We start from the raw sequence: 21,782 nt of genomic DNA on the forward strand, positions 1-21,782 counted from the left end.
CGCGATCCCTCCGGGCGGCTCCGGGCGTCTGCGCGCCGTCTTGCCGTATCAGGCGCAGCCTTTCGGCCGCGCGTCAAAGCCAAAGGCTGGATCGATCGATGCTGGAACCGCATGGATCAGGGCGCGGGCAGCTCCGCCAGGATCGCGACCAGCCGGGCGATCAGCGGCTCGTCCGCGTCGCGCCGCCAAGCCAGGACGAGCTCGGCGGGGCGGGGGGCGGGCAGCAGCAGCGGCCGGAACACCACGCCCTCGAAGCGCAGCCGCTCGGCCGCCGCCGGCACCAGGGCGATGCCGAGATCGGCCCGGACCAGGGCCAGGATCGAGTGGATCTGGGTGAGCCGCTGCACGATCCGGGGCTCCACCGCGGCCTCGGCGAGCAGGTTCTGAACCAGGTCGTGGAAGTAGCGGGCCTCGTTCGGCGCGTAGGCCACGAGCGGCTCGCCGCCGAGCTCGCCCGGGGTGAGATGCGCGCGCACGACCAAAGCATTTCCGGCCGGCAGCGCCGCCAGCATGGGCTCGGCCAGCGCCCGGACGGCGATCAGGTCCGGATGGGTGACCGGCGGGCGCACCAGCGCGGCGTCGATACGGCCGGCGAGCAGTTCCTCGAGCTGATCCCGGCTGACCATCTCGCGCAGGGCGAGCGTGACGTCGGGCAAGGCCCGCTTGAGCGCGGTGACGAGGCGGGGCAGGAAGTCGTAGGCCGAGGCCGCGGTGAAGCCGAGCTTCAGCACCCCCGCGTGCCCGGCCGCCACCTGGCGGGTGACATGGGTGGCGGTCTCGGCCAGCCGCAGGATGCGCTGCGCCTCCGGGAGGAAGCTGCGCCCGGCCGCGGTCAGCCGGACGGAGCGGCTGGTGCGCTCCAGGAGCTGCACATCGAGAATCCGCTCCAGCACCTGGATCTGCCGCGACATGGGCGGCTGAGTCATGTTCAGCCGGGCGGCCGCGCGCCCGAAATGCAGCTCCTCCGCCACGGCGGCGAAGCACCGGAGCTGGCTGAAATCGAACATCGGTTCTCCCCTGCGCGTCGGGACGCGGAGCGGGATCATAAGGCCTCGGCGCCCCACGGTCGTTCGACCGATAGAGGTACCCGACCCCGGCGGTTCGGGCACAGAACCGGGATCCCAAAGGGCCCGCGGCCCTTCGGCGGGGTTCGGGGCACGGAGCCCCGAGAGCGGCGCGTCCGACTGGGCGTGACCTTACGGCGTCAGCGCGTGGCCGGAATAGTCGATCTTGCCGTCCGGACCCTTCGTCCAGACATGCATGACGTAGTCGAGCCGGGTGATGTCGCCCTTCGTGTCATAGGCGATCGGGCCGATGACGGTCTCCACCGGCTTGCCCTGGTGCAGCCAGTCGGCCAGCGCCTTGCCGTCGGCGGAGCCGGTCTCGGCCACCGCCTTGGCCAGCACCTGCACCGCCGCGTAGGCGTAGAGGGTGAAGGCCTCGGGATCGATGTTCTTGGCCTTGAACGCGGCCACCGCCGCCTGGGCGTTCGGGTTCTTGCGCGGGTCGGCCGGGAAGGTCATCAGCGTGCCCTCGGCGGCCGGGCCGGCGATCTGGGCGAATTCCTTGTCGGCCACGGCATCGCCGCCCGCCACGATCGCCTTGAGGCCCTGGTCGTGCATCTGCCGGAGGATCAGCCCGGCCTCGGTGTGGTAGCCGCCGTAATAGACGAGATCGACATTGGCCGATTTCAGCTTGGAGACGAGCGCCGAGTAATCCTTCTCGCCCGGGTTGACGCCCTCGACCATCACGGCCTTGCCGCCCTTGGCCTTGAACGCCTTCTGGGTCTCGTCGGCCAGGCCCTTGCCGTAGGGCGTCTTGTCGTGGACGAAGGCGATACGCTTGTCCTTGAAGTGATCGGCCAGATACGCCCCGGCGACCGCGCCCTGCTGGTCGTCCCGGCCGCAGGTGCGGAACGTGTTCCACATCCCGCGCTCGGTGAACTTCACGTTGGTGGAGGCCGGGGTGATCTGGATGATGCCGGCATCGAGATAGACGTCAGAGGCCGGGATCGACACGCCGGAATTGTAGGTGCCGACCACCATCTTCACCCCGGCGCCGGCGAATTTGTTGGCGACCGAGACCCCCTGCTTCGGGTCGGACGCGTCGTCGCCGACCACGCTCTCGAAGGTCCGGCCCTTGATGCCGCCGGCCTTGTTGATGTCCTCGATCGCCTGGCTGGCGCCGTTCTTCACCTGCGCCCCGAAGGCCGCGTAGGGGCCGGTCAGCGGCGCGGCGATGCCGATCTTCACCGGCTCGCCCTTGTCCTGCGCCTGCGCGGCGCCCGCCGTCAGGAGCCCAAGGAGACAAAACGCCAGGCTTGCTCTCACGATACGCTCCCAGATCGAACAGGGCGCCCCCGGGGCAGGGCGGGGCGGTTAACCCGGACGCGCCACCGATCCGGCGGCGCGCGCGTCACGGCGCGGCGCGGCGCCGGTCCTACGGCGCGACCTCGTTGCCGGCGTAGTCGATCCGGCCGTCCGGGCCCTTCTTCCAGGCATAGATGACGTAGTCGGGCCGGGTGAGGTCGCCCTTCTTGTCGTAGGCGATCGGGCCGACCACGGTGTCGATCGTCTTGCCCTGGTGCAGCCAGTCGGCCAGCACCTTGCCCTCGCTCGAGCCGGTCTCGGCCACGGCGCGGGCGAGCACCTGCACGGCCGCGTAGGCGTAGAGCGTGTAGGCGTCGGGATCGATGTTCTTGGCCTTGAACGCGGCGACCGCCGCCTGGGCGTTCGGGTTTTTGCGGGCATCCGGCGAGAAGGTCATCAGCGTGCCCTCGGCGCCGTCGCCGGCGATCTGCACGAATTCCTTCGGGGCGAGGCCGTCACCGCCGACCATCGTCGCCTTCAGGCCCTGATCGCGCATCTGGCGCAGGATCAGCCCCGCTTCCGTATGGAAGCCGCCGTAATAGACCACGTCGACATTGGCCGACTTCAATTTGGAGACCAGCGCCGAGTAATCCTTCTCGCCCGGGTTGATGCCCTCGAACAGCACTTCCTTGCCGCCCTTGGACTTGAGCGTCATCTGCGTCTCCTGAGCCAAGCCCTTGCCGTAGGCCGACTTGTCGTGGACGAAGGCGATGCGCTTGTCCTTCAGGTGCGCGGCCAGATACGTGCCGGCCACGACGCCCTGCTGGTCGTCCCGGCCGCAGGTGCGGAACGTGTTCCACATCCCGCGCTCGGTGAACTTCACGTTGGTGGAGGCCGGGGTGACCTGGATGATGCCGGCATCGAGATAGACGTCGGAGGCCGGGATCGACACGCTCGAGGCGAAGGCGCCGACCACCATCTTGACCCCCTCCGCGGCGAGCTTGTTGGCCACCGAGACGCCCTGCTTCGGGTCGGAGGCGTCGTCGCCGTAGACCGCCTCGAAGAGGCGGCCCTTGATGCCGCCGGCCTTGTTGATGTCCTCGATCGCCTGGCTGGCGCCGTTCTTCACCTGCATGCCGAAGGCCGCGTAGGGCCCGGTCACGCCGGCGGAGATACCGATCTTCAGGGGGCCGCTCTTCTCCTGGGCCTGCACGGCACCGATCGTCAGAAGACCAGCGATGGCCATCGACAGTATTGTTCTCACGCCCGCCCCCGCGCTCAAAGATGAAGCCGCGCCTGCAGCCTCAGGCAACAGCGCGGCCAGACTCGTGGGTCGCACATCGATCTGCAGCGACACAGGCTTGAGCTTGTTTTCAACCTGACCCGCCGTCAAGGCCGCAAGCATTCGGGATGCCGCGTGCGGGTTTCATCTGACGCGGTTCCGGGTCCGAAGCCGCGACGTGGGCGGGCCCGTCCAGCAGGAATGAGGGTGTGGGTTGGGGAGCGCCGTCGCGATGGCGTCGCCGCTCAGCAGCGGCCCGGCCCGGCCCGGGAACGTCCCAGAGGCCGGGGGTTCAGCGCGCGAAAATGCCTCCCCGGCGCCCGGCGCCGAGGAGGCCCTGTCGTGTCCGGTCGTCTGCGATGGAGAGACCGATCGCGGCCTCAGCCCAGCGTGCCGGCGGTCCGGTCAGCAGCTCAGGCGGCGGCCCTCGCGGCGCCCGAAGGTCCGGTAATGCGCCGCGCCGGATTCCATCTGGCCGTTCGACACCGCCCGGCGGACATCCGGGTTGCAGCGCAGGTACTCGCGCTCGTCGAACCCGCCATAGGCGCGCTCGCCGTAACCGCGATCCCCCCGATAGCCGCGGTCACGGCCCCGGTAATCGTCGTCGCGATCCCGGCCGCCGTAATCCCGATCCCCGTACCCGTAATCGGGGCCGCGCTGCGCCTGAGCCGGACCGAGTGCGGACATCACGCCGAAGCCGACGGCGACCGCTGCCAAAAACGCTTTCATCGTACCTGTCTCCTATCGGAGGCTTGAAACGCGGTGCGCCGCAGATGGTTCGATCGGCCTCCGGAGCCGTCTCGGGCGCGCCGGATCCGGCGGCGGCGCGGCGCATGAAAAAGGCCCGGCCGCGGTCTCCGCCACGGCCGGGCCTCCGATGGGCGGTCCGGGACGCGGCCCGGATGGCGTCCCGCCTTACATGCGGTGCATCATCTCGCGGCGCATCATGCGGTGACGCATCTCACGGTGCATCATGCGACGCTCCATGTGACGGCGCATCATCCGGCGCTCCATGTGGCGACGCTCCATGCGGCGCTCCATGCGGTCCATCTGGACGGTCGAGACGATGTCGGCGGGGGCGGCGACGGCGCCGGGCGCGAGCGGGGCGGCGGAGGCGGGCGTGGCGACGGCGGCGCCGAGGGCGGCCAGCAGGGCCGCGGTGAGGATCGTGGTGCGCAAAGGATGTTTCCTCTCGTGCCGCCATTGGGGGCGGTGGTTTCTCTAGGAACCGTGAGTGGAGCAAATCCTTCCCGGGTCCAGCCCAGCAAGCCGCAGGCCGCTGAGAAGGTTCCGTGGCAGGCCGGACCGGGCGCGCCGCCGCGCGCCTGATCGCGAGGTCGTGACAGGGACGGATCGCTGGTGGCCGCCGGTCCGGCGCTGAAGAGGCGGCCCAGGCCGATCAGGCTTCCAGGCGCGGCACCGCGCCGGGGGTCGGCAGCGGGTGGCTCCCGCTCGTCGCACCCAGATCGCTACGGGGTTGGCCGTTCAGCTCCGACGGGGCGGGGCGCGGCAGCTCCAGGGCCGGCAGCGTGATGCTTTTCGGGTCGTTGCGCAGCGTGATCTGCTTGACCGCGACGGCTTGCCGGCCCCGCATCAGCGGGTTTTGGCGCACGTAGCTGATGAATTCCTCGGCCGCCCGCAGCTTAGACTTGTTCTGCTCGGCCTCTTCCGCCCGGATCCGCTCGGCCTCGGCTTCCCGGATCTTGGCCTCCTGGGCCTGGTGCTGCAGTTCGAGCGACGCGAAAGCAAGCCCCGTCGCCGCACGATCGAAGACAGAGCTCACGCGCAAATTTGGGCTGGAGAATAAAATATAAATGCTGTTGGCGACCAGAAACGTCGTCACCAAAAACACGCCCAGATCGGCCACGTGCCCGCTGACGGTCCAGAAGACCAGCACGACCGCCAACGACAGGACGGAGAGTCCGAGAAGAATATACCGCAACGCTGACATGATCTAGCCTAAGTTCATTTTTTTGAACCGAATTGATGCAATTTATAAAGGTTTCGGCCCTGAAAGGCAAATCTAGCGGTACCTTCTGCGATCCACAGCCTTCGTTCCCGGCCTCGACTGCGCGCCCTCGCACGCCGCGCTTCGGTGCGCCGTAGCCCTGCAACGGCCGGCCCTCCGGGACCGAGCGCGCCCCCATCCGTCGATGCGGACGGCGTCTCGGTCCGATGTCGCGCCGCGCCCGAGCCAAGCGCGGCTGTTGCCAACGCGCTCTATTCGCCAGACGATTTCTGTTACATCCGGCTCATAAGCCCGCGCAGGTTCAGTAACCGGCAATGCGCGAGCGTACGATACCGATATTGGGGATATCCTGTTGGACCATTCGGACGATGTCGTCTCCGAGGCGGCCCTGATCGCGGCGCTCGACGCCTCCGGCGGCGTCGGATTCTGGATGTGGGATATCGTCAACGACGACGCGCGCGCCGATCCGGTCACGGCGCTGCTGTTCAACATCAGCCCGGCCCGGTCGCGGGCCGGGGTGAGCCTGGCCGAGATCCTGAGGGCGGTCTATCACGAGGACCAGGCGCATATCTCGCAGGTCATCCTGGATTGCGTGCAATCCGGCGGCTCCTACACCGCGGAATACCGGGTGCAGTCTCCGGAAGGCCGCCTGCGCTGGCTCTTCACCCGCGGGCATTTCTACCTGGATGAGGCCGGCCGTCCCACGACCGGCCGGGGCGTCGTCGTCGAGATCTCGGACAGCAAGCCCACCGGAACCGCCTTCGCGACTCGGGACGGGCACACGATCGAGGACGCGTTGAACAAGACCGCCGATTTGTGCCTGTCCCTGCACAACGCCGTCTCGGAATTTGGCGACCCGCGCATCGTCGCCCTGACGGAGACCCTGCTGCTCGAGATCGGCAAACACCTGGCCGACCGCCAGCGCTCCGGGCCGAATCCGTTCCTGCATTGACCGCGACGGGCGCGGGCCGGGGTGGCGCTCAGACCGGGTTACGCTGCTTCAACCACAAGCCGAATTCCTGGACGACGGCCACGACCGCCTTCAGGCGCAGGCCGTCCTCGGTCAGCGCGTAATCCACCTTGACCGGCGTCGTCGGATACACGGTGCGCTTGATCAGGCCGGCGGCTTCGAGGGCGCGCAGATCCAGGGTGAGCATCCGCTGCGAGATGCCCGGCATGTCGCGCCGGAGCTCGTTGAAGCGCTTCGGCCCATCGATCAGGTAGGACACCAGGAGCAGCCGCCAGCGGCCGCCGAGCAGGTGCATCGCGTGCTCCACGGAGCAGCCCGTCACGGTCGCCCTCATCGGCTCGGACCCCGGCCTGGCACAGTATAATTCTTGTGCCCAACGCTCAAACTCTTGCGTTCTTTCGCCATCATCTCGTCTGCGCTAGGCATAATTCAGGAAACCACGGCTTCCGACATCGCCGCAACAGCGCGTTTTTCGAGTCTATCCATGAAGCTGTACTACATTCCCGCGAGCTGCTCGCTCGCGCCGCACATCGTCGCCTACGAGCTCGGGCTCGACCTTACCGTCTGCCGCGTCGATCACGCCACGCATAGGACGGAGGCGGGCGAGGATTACGGCGCCATCAACCCGCACGGCTACGTCCCGGCGCTGGCCCTCGACGACGGCTCGGTCCTGCGGGAGGGACCCGCGATCCTGCAATACCTGGCCGACCTGAAGCCGGAGGCGCGCCTTGCCCCGGAGAACGGGAGCCTCGCCCGCTACCGCCTCCAGGAGATGCTCGGATTCCTCAATTCCGAGGTCCACAAGGGTTTCATTCCGTTGCTCTACGCCCGGCTGGCGGGGCGCTGGGTCGAGACCGCCAAGCCCAGGCTCGCAGCGCGCTATGCCTGGATCGACGCCCAGCTCGCCGGGCGGGACTTCCTGATGGGCGGCACCTTCACGGTCGCCGACGCCTACCTGTTTGCGCTCACCGGCTGGGGCCAGGCCCCGTGGCTGACCTCGTATTACCGGGCCAACATCCGTTTCGACGAACTGCACAACCTCCGGTCCTGGTACGGCCGGGTGCGCGGGCGCCCCGCGGTGCAGCAGGCCCTGCAGGCGGAGGGGCTGCCCTCAGGTAGCCCCGGCCGGGGCCTCAGAACGGATCGTAGCGCAGCGAGGCCAACCCGGTGACGCGGTGGGCGGAGGGCTGCGACCTTCCGACCGGAACTTGGCGGTGACGCCGCGGCGTTGTCCCCAAGATCGGATCGTCACGATCCACAACCATCGCGAGACAGCAGCATGACCTCTGACATACGCTCGATCTACGTCACGGCCCTCAAGAACACCCACGCCGTCGAGATGCAGGCCCTGCAGATCATGGAGCGGCAGGTCGAGCGCCTGGAGCGCTATCCGGAGATGGAGCAGGCTCTGCGCCGGCACATCCAGGAGACGCACGGCCAGCGCCAGCGCCTCGAGGAAGCCCTGCAGAGCCTGGGCGACGGCCCCTCGACGCTCAAGGAAGGGTTCCTCGGCTTCGTCGGCAACATGATGGCGCTCGGCCACGCGCCGGCCCAGGACGAGATCCTGAAGAACACCTACGCCAACCACGCCTTCGAGAATTTCGAGATCGCGGCCTACGAGTCGCTGCTCACGATCGCCGACGCGGCCGGCCAGCAGGCCCACCGGACCGGATTCCAGCAATCGCTGAAGGAGGAGCAGGGCATGGCTGAGGCGGTGCGGTCGCTGATCAAGCCGACCACCGAGCGCTACCTCGCGCTGACCACGGCCGGCGAGAAGGCCGACCGCTGACGCGACCGATCCCGGCCGGCCCGCTCCGGGCCGGCCGCCCATGTCCCCTGCAGGAACATCACCGCCCATGCGCGCAAGCGCGGACGTACGCACCGAGACCGGGTCATCGCCTGACGCGCACGCAGACGACAGCAGAGGATCCACGGCCGAGCCCCTCGGCCGGTCCTGCGTGCATCTCTGCGTCGACATGCAGCGCATGTTCGCCGAGCCCACCGACTGGCAGACCCCGTGGATGGCGCGCGTGCTGCCGCAGGTACGCCGGCTGGCCGAAGCCCATCCCGACCGAACCGTCTTCACCCGCTTCATCCCGGCCGCCCGGCCCGGCGAGGGGCGCGGCACCTGGGCGACCTATTCGGAGCGGTGGTCGGGCATGACCCGCGCCGAACTCGATCCGGGGCTGATCGATCTGGTCCCGGATCTGGCCCGCTTGGTTCCGCCCGCCGCGGTGATCGACAAGACCGTCTACTCACCCTGGCTCGAATCCGACCTCGACGCGCGCCTGCAGGCGCGGGGCGTCGACACCCTGATCGTCACCGGGGCGGAGACCGATGTCTGCGTGCTGGCCGCCGTGCTCGGCGGCGTCGATTTCGGCTACCGCATCGTGCTGGCCACGGACGGCCTGTGCAGCTCCTGCGACGAGGCTCACGACGCCCTCATGGTGATGTACCGGATGCGCTACGGGCACCAAGTCCTGACCCTCACCACCGACGAGATCCTGGAACGCTGGCCGTAAGCACGCTGCACGGCACTGTCATAGTCAAGCTCTGACGAGATCAGGCCGGACAGGCCCTGAGGGACGAATACGCGATTCATGCCGGTTGCCGCGCGAAAAACAGTCGCGGAGGGCGAACCGAATGGCAGCGTGACCGTTATGTCCTCGAACACTATTTCGGAGGCAAGGACATGGCCAAGCACGAGATCCTCGGGTACTTCGAGCACCGCCGCGACGGAGCCTGGGTGTGCGTCCGGCCGTTCACCCTCACCACGCGCGACGCCAGCGTCGATATCCGCCAGGGCATGCGCTTCGATTACGGCAAGCGCGTCGGCGGCCTCGACCTCGCCGAGTACTTGGAGCAGCTCGGCTCGCAATTCGGCTCGTAGGAAGCTTCCCGCCCGGCCAGGGGCCGGCGGGCCCTCTTCGGACATCACGTCCTTCGCGATGGGCGCCGGGTCGACAGATCCGGCGCCCATCGCCGTTTCAGGCCCCGCCCCACTGCATCGTGAGGCCGCCATCGACTACCAGCGTGTGGCCGGTGACGTAATCGGACGCGCCCGAGGCGAGATACAGGATCGCCTTGGCGATCTCCTCCGGCTGGCCGGCGCGATGCCACGGGATCCGCTCCAGGGACTGGTCGAGCACCTCGGTCTGCTCGAAGCGGTCGGCGGTCATGGGCGTCTCGATCAGGCCGGGGGCCACGTTGTTGACGTTGATCCGGTCCGCGGCGAGTTCGCGCGACAGGCTGCGGCACAGGGAGCCGAGCCCGGCCTTCGACATGCCGTAGGGGGCGCTCTCGGGAGTCGGCAGGTGCTGGGCCACCGAGGAGATGAACACGATCTTGCCGGCGCCGCCCTGCGACCGGCGCATCCCGATGAACGGGCGCGCGCAGAACAGCGGGCCCATCAGGTTCACGCGCAGGATCCGCTCCAGCACCGTGTCGTCCATCTCGGCGACGGGCATGCCGCTCATCGCCTGGCCGGCATTGGCCACCAGGATGTCAAGCGTGCCCAGCTCGCTGCCGATGCGGTCGTAGGCAGCGTTCACCGCGGCGGGATCCCCGACATCGAGCTGCAGCACCACGGCACGGCGGCCGGCGGCCTCGACCCGGGCCGTGGTCTCGCGGATGCCGGCCTCGTCGGTGTGATAGGTGATCGCCACGTCCGCGCCCTCCCGGGCGAACAGCTCCGCGGTCGCCTGCCCGATGCCGGAATCGGCTCCGGTGATCAGGGCTCGTTTGTCCGTCAGCATCATGATGCGCGCCTCGTTCGCTCGCCGCCCTGAAAGCGGCCGGATGCCGGGGCAATGGGTCGGGCCGGGGACGGTTCCGAACGCGCCGACCCGCCGCAGAGAATCGTCAGCCGGGGGTGGCCGGGGGTCTTTGACGCCCGGCGCGCCCGTGCCCTAGTGAGGAGCGTATGTCCCTGGAAGCCCCGACCCCTCTGCTGGCGGAGGAGAGCGCGCCCACCACCCGCTGCCGCATCCTGGCGACGGCGGCGGGCTACTTTCGCGAGATCGGCTACCAGAAGACCACCGTGGCGGACATCGCCCGGACGCTGAAGATGAGCCCGGCCAACGTCTACCGGTTCTTCGATTCGAAGAAGGCGATCAACGAGGCGGTGCTGGAGCGGCTGATCGGCGAGATTGAGGCCCTGGTCTCGGAGATCGCGGCCCGGCCGGGCCTGACGGCCACCGAGCGCCTCGTGGCGGCGATCGACCTGCTGCACCGCGACTGCACGCGGCGCTGCGAGGAATTTCCCCGGCTGCACGAGATGGTCGAGGCGGCCATGGGCGAGAGCTGGGAGGTCTGCCGCCACCACATCGCCCGGATTACCGCCGGGTTTGAGCGCATCGTCCGCGAGGGCGTGGCACGGGGCGAGTTCGAAGCCGCCGACCCGGCGGAAGCGGCCGCCTGCATCCATGCCGGCATCGTCCGCTACACGCATCCGCTGCTGGTCGGGCAAGCCGCCTTGCAGCCGGTGCCCTCCCTCGAGGCCATGACCGCGTTCCTGCTGCGCAGCCTAGCGCCGAGGGGACGATAGCCCCGCACGCGGGCCGTCGACGGTTGGATCTCGCGGATCGCGGGACGCACCGACCGATCGAACGGCCGTCACCTCACGTCCCGGGCGTTCCGTTCGGCGCCTTGGCGGCTCCTCGCGCGGCGTGCCCAGCATGGAGCGGGCATGCGGCGCGCGATCGCGACCCGATCTTCGACCCTGTCGCCACCGCCCTTCACGGCCTATCGATCCCGCACCCGGCTCGTGATGGATCGGCTGCGCCTCGGACGGGGAGCCTATTCCGAGGCCCGCCCGGCCTCCGGCGCCGGCTCGGAGGTGCTCGGCTGCGGGCCGTCATAGCCCTCGATCACCAGGATCTCGGCCTCGACGCCGCCGCGCTGCTTGGCTTTGGCCGCCTGGTAGAGATCCGAGTTCCAGCAGGCGAGGGCGTCGGCGTAGCTCGGGAACTCGATCACCACGTTGCGGGACCGGGGCTGCCCCATCACCGCCTCGAAGGCGCCGCCGCGCACCAGGAAGCGCCCGCCATGCTTGGCGAAGGCAGCGCCGTTGGCGGCCACGTACGCCTTGTAGGCCTCCGCGTCGCGAACATCGACCCGCGCGATCCAGTAGCCCTTCGCCATCCTGCGCCTCATCGGTTGCGGAAGTGAGATGGATGTCGGTTGCCCGAAGGCAATGCCGGGATTCAGGGCGGGGATTCAGGCGAGTTCGGCGACGATCGCCTGCGCGACCGCGCGGGGGTCGGCGGCGCCGGTGATCGGGCGCCCGACCACCACGTGGTCGATCCCGACCCTGCGGGCATCCCCGGGGGTCATCACCCGCTTCTGGTCACCGGCCTCCGCGCCCGCCGGACGGATGCCCGGGGTGACGATCAGCCGGTCCGGCCCGACGATGCGCCGGACCGAGGCCGCCTCGGCCGCCGAGCAGACCAGGCCGTCGATGCCGATCTCCGCGGCCTGGGCGGCGCGCTTGGCGACCAGCTCGGCCACCGGCAGGCCGTAGCCGGCCTCCGCGGCGTCGGCATCGTCGTAGGAGGTGAGCACCGTCACGGCGAGGATCTTCAGATCCGCCCCCCGCCCGCGCACGGCCGCCCGCATGGTCTGGGGATAGGCGTGCACGGTGAGGAAGGTGGCGCCCAGGCCCGAGGCCGAGCGCACGCCCTCCTCGACGGTGTTGCCGATGTCGTGCAGCTTCAGGTCGAGGAACACCTTGAGGCCGCGCGCCGCCAGCCGCTCGGCGAGCGCCAGGCCGCCCGCATAGCCCAGCCGGTAGCCGATCTTGTAGAAGGTCGCGGCATCGCCGATCCGGTCGATCAGCGCCTCGGCCTCGACCACGGTCGGGAGATCGAGGGCCACGATCAGGCGGTCGCGGGGGTCGGCACTCTCGGTCATCGGGGCGTCCTTCGGGCTGGCGGCACGGATCACGCCGCGGCGATCCCTGTCAATCCGGCCCGGACGCGTCAGCCGCGCTTGACGGCCCTGGACCGCCGCTTGCCGCGAGCGATCCCCGCGGCCAGGGCCTCGTTCATGCGCACCTGCCAGCCGGGACCGCCGGCCTTGTCGGCGGCGAGCACGTCGGGATCGACGCGCAGCGAAACGGGGACGCCCCGCGTCTGCTCGCCATGCGGCGGCCGCACTGGTCGAGTGCGGCGGCGAGGTCCGGCGGCAGGCCCTCGGATCCCAGGTGCATCTGGGCCAGTTGCTCGGCGCTCAGTTCCGGATTGTCGGATACCTCGTCCCAATCCGCCTGTGAGTAGGCGGCGTTCGGGACGTAGCCGGGGGCGTGGTCAGAGGGCTTCATAGATAGATCTCTCCGTCCGGTTGGCACGGCGAACGCTCACGACATCGAAGGCTTCGGTCCCCAATGGTGAGACGATCACCACGACCACGACCTCGCCGAACCAAGTCCCGATGAGCAGGAAGCGCGCGCGGCCGGTGCGGCTCGGCCTGGTCGGACCAGTCGCGTAACGGTCGAAGCTGAAGGCCTCCTCGAACTGAGCCGGATCGAATCCGTACTTGGCGATGTTTGCCGACCGCTTCGGCTCCTGCGCGATGAACTTCACGGGTCACAGCATAGCCCTTAAACCTCGGACGGGAAGCTGGGGAAGGCGGCGGACGGCCCGCTCACCCGCGCAGCACCCGCGCCACCTCCGCCTTCAGCACCGGCAGCAGCTCCGCCTCGAACCAGGGCTCGCGCTTGAGCCAGCCGTTGTTGCGCCAGGACGGGTGGGGCAGGGGCAGGACCCGGGGGCGGCGGGGTTCGGCGAGGATCGTGCGCCAGCGCCGCACGGTGCCGGTCAGGCCGTCCTCCATCCGGCCCAGATGCCAGGCCTGCGCGTATTGGCCGATCACCAGGATGAGGTCGAGGTTCGGCAGGCCGGAGAACAGCTCCGCGCGCCAGCGCTCGGCGCATTCCCGGCGCGGCGGCCGGTCGCCGCCCTTGGCGTCGAGGCCGGGGAAGCAGGAGCCCATCGGCACGATCGCCACCTGCGCCGGGTCGTAGAACCGCGTCTCGTCGAGGCCGAGCCAGCTCCGCAGCCGCACGCCGGACGGGTCGGTGAAGGGCAGGCCGGTGCGGTGGGCCCGGGTCCCGGGGGCCTGGCTCGCCACGCAGAGCCGTGCACCGGTGCTGCCCTGCACGATCGGCCGCGGCTCCTGGGGCAGGGGCGGCCCGTAGAGCGGGCTGTCCCGGCAGAGGCGGCAGGCACGCAGGCGGGCGGCAATGTCTTCGAACGGGGCGGGGGACGGCATCCGCCCAAGATGGCCAGCGGCCGCGCAGAAACCAAAAAAAACGGCGCCAAAAAAAACGGCGCGGTGTCGCGCCGCGCCGTCGTCAGTCGGGTCTCTTGCCTTGGGGGGAAGGCCCCTTCCTCCTACGCCGGGGCGGACAGGCGCGCCGTGCGATTCGTCACGCGCCCTTCACGCCGGAGAGGTCGAGGGGCAGGGCGCGCAGGCGCCGGCCGGTGGCGGAGAACACCGCGTTGGCGATGGCCGGCGCCAGCACGGGCACGCCCGGCTCGCCGATGCCGGTGGGGGCGGCCTGGCTCGGCACGATATGCACCTCGACCTTCGGCATCTCGCTCATCCGGGTCGGCTCGTAGGCGTCGAAATTGTGCTCCTGCACCTGCCCGTCCTTGAGGGTGATGCGGTTGCGCAGGACCGCCGACAGGGCGAAGCCGACCGCGCCCTCGACCTGGGCGCGGATCACGTCCGGGTTGACCGGGACGCCGACATCCACCGCCGCCACGATCCGGTTCACCCGGATCCCGGCATCCTGCGCGGTCACGTCCGCCACCATGGCGACGTAGGAGCCGAAGGATTCGTGGACCGCTACCCCGAGGCCGCGGCCCGAATCCTGCGGCTTGGCGCTCCAGCCGGCCTTGTCGGCGGCGAGCTTGAGCACACCGGAGAGCCGGGGCGCCTGGGCCAGGAGGGAGAGCCGGTAGGCCACCGGATCGACGGCGGCGGCATGGGCCAGCTCGTCGATCATCACCTCCATCACGTGGGCCGTGTGGGTGTGGCCGACCGAGCGCCACCACAGGACCGGCACGCCCTCGCGACCGTTATGGACGCCGAAGCGGTAGGCCGGCAGCGCGTAGGGCGTGTCGGAGGCGCCCTCGACAGTGGTCGAGTCGATGCCGTTCTTGACGATCATCGCCTCGAAGGGCGAGCCGATCATGATCGACTTGCCGACCATGACGTGGTCCCAGCCGACCACCGCGCCCTTGGCGTCGATGCCGACCCGGACCTTGTGCAGCACGGTCGGGCGGTAATAGCCGCCGGCCATGTCGTCCTCGCGGGTCCAGACGAGATGCACGGGGGCCTTCTCACCCGACGCCTTCAGGACGGTGGCCGCCTCTGCGAGGTAATCGGCGGTGGGCGTCGCCCGGCGCCCGAAGGAGCCGCCGGCCCAGTTGCTGTGCAGTCGCACCCGGTCGGGCGTCACCCCGAGGATCGCCGCCATCGTGGCCTGCTCGACGGTCTGGAACTGGAAGCCCGCGTAGACGTCGTAGCCGCCGTCGGCCGCCTTTTCGATCGTGGCGTTCAAGGGCTCCATCGCTGCGTGAGCGAGGTAGGGGAAGGTGAACTCGGCCTCGATCACCTTGGCGGCGCCCTTCAGGGCAGCCTGCGGGTCGCCGCGCTCGGAGGCCGTGAGTCCGGGACCCTTGGCCCGCTCCCGGTACTCGGCGAGGATCGCCTCGGACGAGCGGGTCTCCGCGGTGCTGTCGTCCCAGGTGACGGTCAGCGCCTCGCGGCCCTTCATGGCCGCCCAGGTGTCCCGGGCAATCACGGCCACGCCGGTGGGGACCTGGACCACGTCGAGCACGCCGGCGACGTTCCGGGCCGCGGCGGCGTCCAAACCCTTCACGGTGGCGCCGAAGCGCGGCGCGCGGGCGACGACGGCGGTGACCTGGTTCGGGCGGCGGATGTCCAGGGAATAGATCGCCGAGCCGTTGGTCTTGGCCACGGAATCGAGGCGCGGCACCTTCTGGCCGATGAGTTTCCACTCGCTCGGATCCTTGAGTCGCGGCTCGGACGGCACCGGCAGGGAGGCGGCCGAAGCGGCGAGCTCGCCGAACCGGGCCTGCCGGCCCGACGCCGCGTGGCGCACCACGCCGTCCGCGACGGTGATCTGCGAGACCGGGACCTTCCAGCGGAAGGCCGCCTCGGCCATCAGCATCTCGCGGGCGGCGGCGCCGGCCTTGCGCAGCTGGAACCAGGAATTGGCCACCGCGGTGGAGCCGCCGGTGCCCTGGATCGGGCCCATCAGGCTGTTGTTGTAGAGCGTCGCGTCCGCGGGCGCGAACTCGGTGCGGACCGTCTTCCAGTCGGCGCCGAGCTCGTCGGCCAGGATCGTGGCCAGCCCGGTCGTGTTCCCCTGGCCCATGTCCAGGTGCTTGATCACCACCGTGACGGTGTCGTCCGGGGCGATCCGCACGAAGGCGTTGGGCTGAGCCTTGACGCCCGCGAGGTCCGGGCCCGCGGCGGCCCGAGCGGGTTTCGCGTCCAGCCGGAAGGCAACCACGATGGCGCCGGCGCCGGCCAGGAAGCCCCGGCGGCTGGTCCGGACGGGGGGCGGGACACGGTTCGGTCGACGGGCGTTCAGCATGGCGGCGATGCTCCGGTCAGGACCGCGGGGAGGGGCAGGGACTTCACGCGAGGTCGCGCGCGGCCTCGTGGATCGCGGCGCGGATGCGCTGGTAGGTGCCGCAGCGGCAGATGTTGCCGTCCATGGCGCCGTCGATGTCGCTGTCGCTGGGCTTGGCGTTGCCGGACAGGAGCCCGATCGCGGACATGATCTGCCCGGACTGGCAGTAGCCGCACTGCACGACGTCGAGCTTGCGCCAGGCGGCCTGGACGGCCTCGGCCACGCGGCCCGAGACGCCCTCGATGGTCGTCACCTGGGCGGTGCCGACATCGCCGAGCTTCGTCTGGCAGGACCGCACCGGCTGCCCGTCGAGATGGACCGTGCAGGCGCCGCACTGGGCGATGCCGCAGCCGTACTTGGTGCCGGTGGCGTCGAGGCGGTCGCGCAGGACCCAGAGCAGCGGCATGTCCGGGTCTGCGTCGACCTCGTGGGTGACGCCGTTGACGGTGAGCTTCGGCATGGTCGGCGGCCCTCGGTCGACACGCGAAATCCGGCGCGCACCGGATCGCGGCACTCGGCCCGCCACGCGTGTGGTTTACCGTAATCCGCCCCGGCCCGGCAACGATGTGTGGCAGCGCACGGACACCCGGAGCGCCTCGCGCCGGGATGAGGCCGATCCCTAAGATCCGACCGATCTCGGCAGCCGCTTCTTAAGACATCCGCCCCATCCTGGCGCGATTACCACCCCGCCCAGCTGCCTCGCCGCCGCGTTCGAGCCGAGTTTCAAGAGACCCATGTCCGATCTCACCGTCGAGATGGTGCAGCGCGGTCGCGGCCCCTCGACGGAGGAGGCGGCGCGACGCCTCGGTGTCGCCCGCGAGATCCGCTCGGCCCGCGAGAAGCTGACCTCGCAGACCGGCCTCGAGCGGGCCTTCGACCACGAGCTGCTGCGGCATTACGCTCAGTACCGGGCCGGCGCCGGCATCCCGCTCGTCCTGTTCGCCGCGGCGCTGGCCACGGCGGCAACCTTCTGGATCGCGCCCGTCGTCGCCGCCCTCTGGGCGCTCGGCGTGTTCGTGATGATCACGCTCAACACCACGCTGAGCCGGGCCTTCCTGCGGGCCGACGCGGCGACGATCCCGCTTGCCCGCTGGCGCCGCCGGTTCCTGATCGGCGAGGTACTGCAGAGCCTGTCGTGGTCGGCGATGATCGGGCTGGGCGCCACCGGCGGCTGGACCTTCGCGCTGTTCGGCCTGGTGATCGCGGCGGCCGTCACCACCATGCTGGCCGCCACCGTGCCGGCGGCGGCGGTGACCGCCCTGGTGCCGCTGGCGCTCGCTACCGCGTCGCTCGCCGCCTTCTCCACGGGCATGGACGCGCTGCTGCTGCTGGCGATGGCCGGGGGCGCGCAGATCTTCTTCCTGGGCCTGTCGCGCCGCCTCTACGCCTCGACGGTGGGCGCCCTGCGCTCGCGGGCCGAGAAGGACGCGGTGTTCGGCGAGCTGGAGCAGGCCAAGGCCAATTCCGACGAGGCGCGCCGCCGGGCCGAGGAGGCCAATCTCGCCAAATCCCGCTTCCTCGCCACCATGAGCCACGAGCTGCGCACGCCGCTCAACGCCATCCTGGGCTTCTCGGAGGTCATGAAGAACGAGGTGTTCGGCATCCACACCGCGCCGTCCTACCGCGAGTACTCGAACGACATCCACGACAGCGGGATGCACCTCCTCAACCTGATCAACGAGATCCTCGACCTGTCGCGGATCGAGGCCGGCCGCTACGAGCTCAACGAGGAGGCGGTGCAGCTTGCCTACATCGTGGAGGAGTGCCGCCACATGATGGGGCTGCGCGCCAAGGCGAAGAACCAAACCTTCCACGACCTCGTCGACGGCTCCCTGCCGCGGCTCTGGGCGGACGAGCGGGCGCTGCGCCAGATCGTGCTCAACCTCCTGTCGAACGCCGTGAAGTTCACGCCGCCCGGCGGCGAGATCTGGCTGAAGGTCGGCTGGACCGCCTCCGGCGGGCAATACGTCTCGGTGAAGGACAGCGGCCCCGGCATCCCCGAGGACGAGCTCGGCACCGTGATGTCCTCGTTCGGCCGCGGCTCCCTGGCGATCAAGACCGCCGAGCAGGGCTCGGGTCTCGGCCTGCCGATCGTGAAGGGGCTGGTGGAGCTCCACGGCGGCCAGTTCCAGCTGTCCTCGCGGCCGCGGGAGGGCACCGAGGTGATCGTCACCCTGCCGGCCTCCCGGGTGATGGACACGCTGCCCCCAGTCGACGTCGGCGCCGACGCCTTCGTGCCGGCCCGCAACGCCTTCAACCGCGCCGCCTGAGACACCAGGGCTCCGCCCTGGACCCGCAAAAGGTCTCAGACCGTTTGAAACCGGGACCTTACGGGGCCTCGGCAAGGGCGCGGATGCGGTTCCACTCGGCCTCGGTGACCGGCTGTACCGACAGGCGTGAATTGTTCACCAGCACCATGTCGGAGAGCGCCGGATCCGCCTTGATCGCGTCCAGCGTCACCGGCCGGGGCAGGGCCTCGACGGCCTTCACATCGACCATGCCGAAGCGGCCGGTCTCGTCGGTGTGGTCGGGGTAATAGGGCCGGCTCACCTCGACGATGCCGACCACCGCCTTGCCCTCGTTCGAGTGGTAGAAGAAGCCACGGTCGCCGACCTGCATGGCCATCAGGTGCTTCTTGGCGAGGTGGTTGCGCACGCCGTTCCAGTGCGTCCCGGCCGCGCCGGCCTCGACCTGCTGGTCCCACGACCAGGTCGCGGGCTCGGATTTGAACAGCCAGTACGCCATCACGCCGTCTCTCGAGGGCCGCCCCGTCGCGGCGGCACGGCCCCCATAGCCCAGCTCTCCCCGGGGCGCACAGGCCCTGCGGACAACCGCTCACCGCCCGTTGCGGCCGAGCACAAGCCGGCTCGCCCCCGCGCAGGCCCAGGCGCAGAGCCCGCCATAGAGCAGCATCACCCGGTCGAAGGCCCGGACCAGCGCCTGCCGGTCGATCGATTCGGTGAGATCCGCGCCCCCGGCCACCGCGAGGTTGACGCGGCGATCATCCGCAGCGACGACGACCGGGGCGATGGCGAGATCCTGGGGCCGGAGCATTTCGGCTGGTTCGCGGCGCCGCATTTCGAGCACCGGCCCGGCGATCCGTTGCGCCTGGCCGCGACCTCGCCCTGCTGCTCCATCCGGGACGTCGCCACCCAGCTCCTGGACCGGGCCGGCATCCCCTGGACGGCGGTGTTCCTCGGGGGCACCGCGGCGATCAGCGCCGCCCTGTCGGCCGGCCTGGCGGTCTCGGCCTTCCCGCGCCCGCTCGCCCCGGCCGACGCGATCGATGTCGGCGACGCGCTGGGCCTACCGCCGATCCCCGCTCTCGCCCTCGTGCTGCACTCGTCCCTGACCGACCCGCGCAGCAAGGACGCGCTCCGGGCGATCACGGCAGCGTTCCGAGAGCACCGGAAGGGTTAGGACGGTCGCACGACGAATGCGGGTTTCCAAAGGGCTCAGCCCTCTTGCGGGGTTCGGGGGCGGAGCCCCTGGCCTTCGCAGGGCTGCGCCCTGCACCCGCAAACGGTCCCGGACCTTTTGAAACCCTAATCCGTCTCGCCGCGCAGGGGGCGAGCCAGCAGGCCGGCGATCACGTCCTCGACGCCGGCCTGTCCGGCCACGATCGCCGCCACGGCCTGGGCGACCGGCATCTCGATGCCCCGTGCCGCCGCCAGGCCGGCGAGGGCTGCGGCCGTGAAGGCGCCCTCGGCGAGCTTGCCGCCGGCGGCCGCCTCCGGGGTCGCCCCGGCGCCGAGGCGCTGGCCGAAGGCGAAGTTGCGCGATTGCGGCGAGGAGGCGGTCAGCACGAGGTCGCCGAGGCCCGACAGGCCCATCAGGGTCTCGGGCCGGCCCCCGAAGGCGCGGGCGAAGCGCATCAGCTCGGCGAAGGCGCGGGCGATCAGCGCCGCCCGGGCGCTCTCGCCCAGCCCCCGGCCGGCCACGATCCCGCAGGCGATGGCCAGCACGTTCTTGCCGGCGCCGCCGATCTCGACGCCGCGCACGTCATCGGTGTGGTAGAGCCGGAAGCTCGGCCCCGAGAGCAGCGTGCTCAAGGCGGCGGCGAGCCCGGGATCGGCGGCCGCCAGGGTCACGGCGGTGGGCAGGCCGCGGGCGACGTCGGCCGCGAAGCTCGGGCCGGACAGGATTGCCACCGGCGTTCCGGGGGGCAGGACCTGCGCGGCCACCGCGCTCAAGAAGCTGTCGGTGCCGCGCTCGATCCCCTTGGCGCAGAGGATCACCGGCCCCGCCGAGGCCAGGGGATCGCGCAAGGCCTCCAACACGCTGCGCACGGTCTGGGCCGGCACGACCAGCAGGGTCGCCCGGGCGCCGGCGAGCTTTTCGGACCGGGCGGTCGCGTGGATGCCCGCCTGGAGCGGCACCCCCGGCAGGTAGCGCGGGTTCTCCCGCTCGGCCTCGAGCCGGGCGGCGGCCTCCGGGTCGCGCAGCCAGAGGGAGACCGGGTGCCCGGCGGCCGCGGCGGCGTTGGCCAGCGCCGTCCCCCAGGCGCCGCCGCCGACGACGTTGATCGGTGCGCTCATGCCGAAACCCCCGCTTGGTCGAGCCGATAGAGCACGTGGCTGCGCAGCGGCCCCTCGGGCACCGCCGGATGCGCGAACGTTTCCGCCCGCACCATGCCGAGGCGCTCCATCACCGCCTGCGAGCGGCGATTGCCGGACGCGGCATAGGCCACGACCGTCCGGATGCCGCAGCGCCCGGCGAGGTCGGCCAGCGTCAGCCGCGCGGCCCGGGTGGCCAGCCCGTGGCCCCAGGCATCCCGGGCGAGGCGCCAGCCCAGCTCGATCGTCGCGCCGATCCGCTCGCCCCCCGGGAACGGCATGGACCGCATGATCCGGAACGCGCCGACGAAGCCGACGAACCGCCCGTCCCATTCCAAAGCCCAGGGGCCGAACCCGTCCGCCACGAAGCGCCGGTCATAGCTGCCCGCCTCGGCGGCGCTCTCCGGCGCCGTCCGCAGCCGAGGAAAGAATTCCATCACCGCCGGGTCGGCGTTGAGCGCCGCGAACGGAGCCGTGTCCGCCTGGCGCCAGCGGCGCAGGAGCAGGTCGCCGTCCCGGAGGCCATCGCGCACCGAGGCAGTCGCGATCTTCCCGCGCCAGGCCAGAGACCGCCGGTTCAGCAGGGCGAGGTCGGCGCCCCCGTCGAGCACCGCCTCGCCGAGGGCGATGGCGGCCTCCAGGCCGTCGGCCGGCATGTTGGCGTGGGCGGGCGGCTTGACGCTGTCGCGCCAGGGGCCGCCGCAGGCATTATCGAGGAGGATGCGGGCGAAGCAATGGTCGAGATGGACCGGCCAGCCGGGCCGGGCGGCCTCGGGCAGGCGGCGCGCGACGAGATCCCGCCAATGCGCGCGCCGATCCGCGGCCGCGCTCATCCGGCCGGGACCGCGTCCCGGGCCGGGTCGGCGGCGAGCGGCCAGCGGGGGCGGGCCGGGGCGGTCAGGTCGTCCACGAGCCCGAGGCGCAGCCGCTCCAGCCCGGCCCAGGCGATCATGGCGCCGTTGTCGCCGCAGAGCGGCAGGGGCGGGGCGACGAAGCCGAGGCCGGCCTCGCCGGCGAGCGCCGCGAGCG

General features: G+C 70.6%; 26 protein-coding genes and 2 pseudogenes. 8 read left to right on the forward strand and 20 right to left on the reverse strand.

Going from position 1 to position 21,782, the window contains the following annotated elements; translation table 11 throughout:
* Nucleotides 1–116 precede the first annotated feature (116 nt).
* The 6 genes from AKJ13_RS25050 to AKJ13_RS25075 all read right to left on the reverse strand — a co-directional run bounded on the left by AKJ13_RS25050 (nt 117) and on the right by AKJ13_RS25075 (nt 5,542).
* The gene (locus AKJ13_RS25050) at nt 117–1,007 is read right to left on the reverse strand and encodes a LysR family transcriptional regulator (RefSeq protein ID WP_050735762.1); all 891 of its coding nucleotides are present in this window, start codon (nt 1,005–1,007) and stop codon (nt 117–119) included.
* A gap of 189 nt (nt 1,008–1,196) precedes the next feature.
* Nucleotides 1,197–2,294, reverse strand: coding sequence for a branched-chain amino acid ABC transporter substrate-binding protein (locus AKJ13_RS25055; protein WP_050735781.1), 1,098 nt, complete (start codon nt 2,292–2,294; stop codon nt 1,197–1,199).
* A 145-nt stretch (nt 2,295–2,439) separates the two neighbouring features.
* Nucleotides 2,440–3,555 carry a branched-chain amino acid ABC transporter substrate-binding protein gene (locus AKJ13_RS25060; protein WP_050735763.1) on the reverse strand — a complete coding sequence of 372 codons (1,116 nt, stop codon included), beginning with the start codon at nt 3,553–3,555 and terminating at the stop codon, nt 2,440–2,442.
* Nucleotides 3,556–3,996: 441 nt separating this feature from the next.
* A complete protein-coding gene (locus tag AKJ13_RS25065) occupies nt 3,997–4,320 on the reverse strand; it encodes a hypothetical protein (RefSeq protein ID WP_007563333.1) in 324 nt (107 codons plus the stop codon).
* A 186-nt stretch (nt 4,321–4,506) separates the two neighbouring features.
* A complete protein-coding gene (locus AKJ13_RS25070; RefSeq protein WP_007563335.1) occupies nt 4,507–4,770 on the reverse strand; it encodes a hypothetical protein in 264 nt (87 codons plus the stop codon).
* Nucleotides 4,771–4,990: 220 nt separating this feature from the next.
* Nucleotides 4,991–5,542: a hypothetical protein gene (locus AKJ13_RS25075; RefSeq protein ID WP_050735764.1), complete on the reverse strand. Its 552-nt coding sequence runs from the start codon at nt 5,540–5,542 to the stop codon at nt 4,991–4,993.
* Nucleotides 5,543–5,912: 370 nt separating this feature from the next.
* Between AKJ13_RS25075 and AKJ13_RS25080 the strand changes: the two genes are divergently transcribed.
* On the forward strand, nt 5,913–6,512 hold the full coding sequence (locus tag AKJ13_RS25080; protein WP_050735765.1) for a PAS domain-containing protein: 600 nt from the start codon (nt 5,913–5,915) through the stop codon (nt 6,510–6,512).
* 28 nt (nt 6,513–6,540) lie between these two features.
* Here the strand turns inward: AKJ13_RS25080 and AKJ13_RS25085 are convergent, their stop codons facing one another.
* The gene (locus AKJ13_RS25085) at nt 6,541–6,864 is read right to left on the reverse strand and encodes a helix-turn-helix domain-containing protein (RefSeq protein WP_050735766.1); all 324 of its coding nucleotides are present in this window, start codon (nt 6,862–6,864) and stop codon (nt 6,541–6,543) included.
* Nucleotides 6,865–7,014: 150 nt separating this feature from the next.
* Between AKJ13_RS25085 and gstA the strand changes: the two genes are divergently transcribed.
* The 4 genes from gstA to AKJ13_RS25105 all read left to right on the forward strand — a co-directional run bounded on the left by gstA (nt 7,015) and on the right by AKJ13_RS25105 (nt 9,420).
* Nucleotides 7,015–7,701: a glutathione transferase GstA gene (gstA, locus tag AKJ13_RS25090; RefSeq protein WP_200905699.1), complete on the forward strand. Its 687-nt coding sequence runs from the start codon at nt 7,015–7,017 to the stop codon at nt 7,699–7,701.
* Between the two features lie 108 nt (nt 7,702–7,809).
* Nucleotides 7,810–8,319: a ferritin-like domain-containing protein gene (locus tag AKJ13_RS25095; RefSeq protein ID WP_050735767.1), complete on the forward strand. Its 510-nt coding sequence runs from the start codon at nt 7,810–7,812 to the stop codon at nt 8,317–8,319.
* A 67-nt stretch (nt 8,320–8,386) separates the two neighbouring features.
* On the forward strand, nt 8,387–9,052 hold the full coding sequence (locus tag AKJ13_RS25100) for an isochorismatase family cysteine hydrolase (protein ID WP_082317117.1): 666 nt from the start codon (nt 8,387–8,389) through the stop codon (nt 9,050–9,052).
* A gap of 170 nt (nt 9,053–9,222) precedes the next feature.
* Nucleotides 9,223–9,420: a hypothetical protein gene (locus tag AKJ13_RS25105; protein ID WP_007563351.1), complete on the forward strand. Its 198-nt coding sequence runs from the start codon at nt 9,223–9,225 to the stop codon at nt 9,418–9,420.
* Between the two features lie 97 nt (nt 9,421–9,517).
* Here AKJ13_RS25105 and AKJ13_RS25110 read toward each other — a convergent pair whose 3' ends face one another.
* Nucleotides 9,518–10,288, reverse strand: a complete 771-nt coding sequence (locus AKJ13_RS25110; protein WP_050735768.1) for an SDR family oxidoreductase — start codon at nt 10,286–10,288, stop codon at nt 9,518–9,520.
* Nucleotides 10,289–10,452: 164 nt separating this feature from the next.
* Between AKJ13_RS25110 and AKJ13_RS25115 the strand changes: the two genes are divergently transcribed.
* Nucleotides 10,453–11,076 (forward strand): TetR/AcrR family transcriptional regulator, encoded by a 624-nt coding sequence (locus tag AKJ13_RS25115; protein WP_050735769.1) that lies wholly within the window; start codon nt 10,453–10,455, stop codon nt 11,074–11,076.
* A 251-nt stretch (nt 11,077–11,327) separates the two neighbouring features.
* Here the strand turns inward: AKJ13_RS25115 and AKJ13_RS25120 are convergent, their stop codons facing one another.
* The 7 genes from AKJ13_RS25120 to AKJ13_RS25145 all read right to left on the reverse strand — a co-directional run bounded on the left by AKJ13_RS25120 (nt 11,328) and on the right by AKJ13_RS25145 (nt 16,657).
* A complete protein-coding gene (locus tag AKJ13_RS25120) occupies nt 11,328–11,672 on the reverse strand; it encodes a DUF1330 domain-containing protein (RefSeq protein ID WP_050735770.1) in 345 nt (114 codons plus the stop codon).
* Nucleotides 11,673–11,747: 75 nt separating this feature from the next.
* Nucleotides 11,748–12,440 (reverse strand): orotidine-5'-phosphate decarboxylase, encoded by a 693-nt coding sequence (pyrF, locus tag AKJ13_RS25125; protein ID WP_050735783.1) that lies wholly within the window; start codon nt 12,438–12,440, stop codon nt 11,748–11,750.
* A 68-nt stretch (nt 12,441–12,508) separates the two neighbouring features.
* On the reverse strand, nt 12,509–12,685 hold the full coding sequence (locus tag AKJ13_RS32875) for a BrnA antitoxin family protein (RefSeq protein ID WP_244471723.1): 177 nt from the start codon (nt 12,683–12,685) through the stop codon (nt 12,509–12,511).
* Nucleotides 12,686–12,835: 150 nt separating this feature from the next.
* On the reverse strand, nt 12,836–13,111 hold the full coding sequence (locus tag AKJ13_RS25130) for a BrnT family toxin (RefSeq protein WP_050735771.1): 276 nt from the start codon (nt 13,109–13,111) through the stop codon (nt 12,836–12,838).
* 61 nt (nt 13,112–13,172) lie between these two features.
* Nucleotides 13,173–13,799, reverse strand: coding sequence for a uracil-DNA glycosylase family protein (locus tag AKJ13_RS25135; RefSeq protein WP_050735772.1), 627 nt, complete (start codon nt 13,797–13,799; stop codon nt 13,173–13,175).
* 157 nt (nt 13,800–13,956) lie between these two features.
* Nucleotides 13,957–16,158 carry a xanthine dehydrogenase family protein molybdopterin-binding subunit gene (locus AKJ13_RS25140; RefSeq protein WP_050735773.1) on the reverse strand — a complete coding sequence of 734 codons (2,202 nt, stop codon included), beginning with the start codon at nt 16,156–16,158 and terminating at the stop codon, nt 13,957–13,959.
* Nucleotides 16,159–16,201: 43 nt separating this feature from the next.
* Complete coding sequence (locus tag AKJ13_RS25145) at nt 16,202–16,657, reverse strand: (2Fe-2S)-binding protein (RefSeq protein WP_050735774.1); 456 nt, start codon at nt 16,655–16,657, stop codon at nt 16,202–16,204.
* Between the two features lie 274 nt (nt 16,658–16,931).
* Between AKJ13_RS25145 and AKJ13_RS25150 the strand changes: the two genes are divergently transcribed.
* On the forward strand, nt 16,932–18,467 hold the full coding sequence (locus AKJ13_RS25150) for an ATP-binding protein (RefSeq protein WP_050735775.1): 1,536 nt from the start codon (nt 16,932–16,934) through the stop codon (nt 18,465–18,467).
* Between the two features lie 58 nt (nt 18,468–18,525).
* Here the strand turns inward: AKJ13_RS25150 and AKJ13_RS25155 are convergent, their stop codons facing one another.
* Both AKJ13_RS25155 and AKJ13_RS25160 read right to left on the reverse strand, forming a co-directional pair.
* Entirely contained in the window at nt 18,526–18,942 is a 417-nt protein-coding gene (locus tag AKJ13_RS25155; RefSeq protein ID WP_050735776.1) for an EVE domain-containing protein, read from the reverse strand.
* A gap of 90 nt (nt 18,943–19,032) precedes the next feature.
* A complete protein-coding gene (locus tag AKJ13_RS25160) occupies nt 19,033–19,251 on the reverse strand; it encodes a hypothetical protein (RefSeq protein ID WP_144426378.1) in 219 nt (72 codons plus the stop codon).
* Between AKJ13_RS25160 and AKJ13_RS25165 the strand changes: the two are divergent.
* Nucleotides 19,183–19,617: pseudogene (locus AKJ13_RS25165) on the forward strand (LysR family transcriptional regulator); the annotation flags it as partial. The gene AKJ13_RS25160 and the pseudogene AKJ13_RS25165 sit on opposite strands and share 69 nt — an antisense overlap.
* A 125-nt stretch (nt 19,618–19,742) precedes the next feature.
* Here the strand turns inward: AKJ13_RS25165 and AKJ13_RS25170 are convergent.
* The 3 genes and pseudogenes from AKJ13_RS25170 to AKJ13_RS25180 form a co-directional block, all read right to left on the reverse strand.
* Complete coding sequence (locus AKJ13_RS25170) at nt 19,743–20,735, reverse strand: NAD(P)H-dependent glycerol-3-phosphate dehydrogenase (protein WP_050735778.1); 993 nt, start codon at nt 20,733–20,735, stop codon at nt 19,743–19,745.
* On the reverse strand, nt 20,732–21,586 hold the full coding sequence (locus tag AKJ13_RS25175; protein WP_050735779.1) for a GNAT family N-acetyltransferase: 855 nt from the start codon (nt 21,584–21,586) through the stop codon (nt 20,732–20,734). Before AKJ13_RS25175 ends, AKJ13_RS25170 begins: the two co-directional genes overlap by 4 nt.
* Nucleotides 21,583–21,782: pseudogene (locus AKJ13_RS25180) on the reverse strand (tRNA (adenosine(37)-N6)-threonylcarbamoyltransferase complex transferase subunit TsaD); the annotation flags it as partial. The gene AKJ13_RS25175 and the pseudogene AKJ13_RS25180, both read right to left, overlap by 4 nt.

The organism is Methylobacterium sp. ARG-1 (assembly GCF_001262595.1).
Taxonomy (GTDB): Bacteria; Pseudomonadota; Alphaproteobacteria; order Rhizobiales; family Beijerinckiaceae; genus Methylobacterium; species Methylobacterium brachiatum.